We start from the raw sequence: 1680 nt of genomic DNA on the forward strand, positions 1-1680 counted from the left end.
GCGCTCCCGCGGTGCCCCGGACCTGTGACGGGAACAGCTGAACAGCGGAAAGTCCGGTGACGACGGCGTTGAATCCGAGGCACACTGCGAAGACCGCGACGATGAAGCAGGCGCCGAGCAGGTCGACCCGCTGGAACAGCAGGAATGCGGGGATGGCCCATATCGCCACGATGCTTATCGAAGTCACGGCGACGCGCTTCATCCCCAGTTTGTCGATGACGGGGCCGGCCAAGAGATTGACCACCAGGGCGACGACTGAGGTCACGACTCCGATGGTGAGGGACTGGGTCGGGGTGAAGTGGCGCGTGGTCGTCAGGTAGGAGATCAGGAAGGTGACGCTGAGGAAGTACGCGACCGAGCATGCCGTCGACCAGCCGACCATCACGAGCATGGGCTTCTTCGCGATCTTGAAGGCCTGCCGCAGCGGTGCGGGTTCAACGTGGCCGGAGCGCTGCAGGGCGGCGAATACCGGCGAATCATCCATGCGGAGGCGCAGGTACAGGCCGATGAGGGCGAGCGGGGCTGCCGCGAGGAACGGTACTCGCCAGCCCCACGTGAGCAACTGCGCGGAGGTCGTCGTGGAGGTCATCAGGATGCACATCAGGGAGCCCAGGACGAATCCGGCGTATGACCCTGCTACAGCCACGCCTGAGTAGCGGGCGCGCTTGTTGACGGGTGCGTGTTCTACGACATAGGTCAGGGCGCCCGTGTACTCGCCTCCGGCGGCGAAGCCCTGCACGAGTCGGCAGAGGAGGAGCAGCGCCGGCGCCGCAAGGCCGATCGTGCTGTAGGTGGGCAGGACTCCCATGGCGATTGTCGCCACGCTGATGATCCCAACGGAGGCGATGAGCGACTTTCGCCTGCCGACCCGGTCGGTGAATCGGCCGAAGACGATTCCGCCGAGCGGCCTGATGAGGAATCCGACCGCGAATACCGCGAAAGTCGACAGCAGGGCGGCTAGGGAGTTTGTTTTCGGGAAGAACAGGGCGGCGATCTGGGCGGCGAAATAGCCATACAGCACGAAGTCGTACCACTCCATGATGTTGCCGATCGTTCCTGCGAACAATGCCTGCTTTCGCATTCTGCTATCCATCGGTTCTCCTCCAGCATGCGTGGCTTCCCGTCTCTGGTGTGGAGGGGAACAGCCGTCGCGGATGGTCTGTTTGTGATGCGGTCCGGATCGAATCATGAATCATGAGCGAGATCGGAAACCTTGGCCCGGAGGATCACGTCCGGGGTGCGGCTGCAGCGAACGGCTTCCGCGTTCATTTTTTATGTCTCGTTGGACCTGCTTGACGGGTGCTATCGGGAGAACCGCGTCAGTGCGGTTTCCCCGAACCTGTGGTCTGCAACACAGTCGTGTTGCGTACAACACAAGCTAGAATACTAGGTGGAACATGTCAAGGATCCAGATGTCCAACGCTTCGCGGGAGGGGCTGCGTGCTTCGGCAAGGCCTCGGGCTGTAGGGGCTTGAGGGCCAATGGGCGAGGGTGCCGTTCCCTTCCCCATATTGTAGAAGCTAGACTTGACATGTGATCTCACATGTTTAGAGTTGGTGTGATTAGGCCGTGGCCCACGATGACGTCGCCACTCCCGGCCTTCCCCGATCGCAGGAGGAATGATGGTGGCAAGCATCTCCCAGATCAATGCGATGAGATCCCAGCTCAAGGCCCTGAGGC

The 1680-nt window shown here is 61.8% G+C and carries 1 protein-coding gene; it reads right to left on the minus strand.

Annotated features, from left to right (window positions below):
• Positions 1–1093 (minus strand): MFS transporter (locus LK10_RS07865; protein ID WP_197061890.1); only part of this gene is annotated, 1093 nt, incomplete at its 3' end.
• Between the last annotated feature and the right edge of the window lie 587 nt (positions 1094–1680).

Source organism: Sinomonas humi, assembly GCF_000802235.1.
GTDB classification, from domain to species: domain Bacteria; phylum Actinomycetota; class Actinomycetes; order Actinomycetales; family Micrococcaceae; genus Sinomonas; species Sinomonas humi.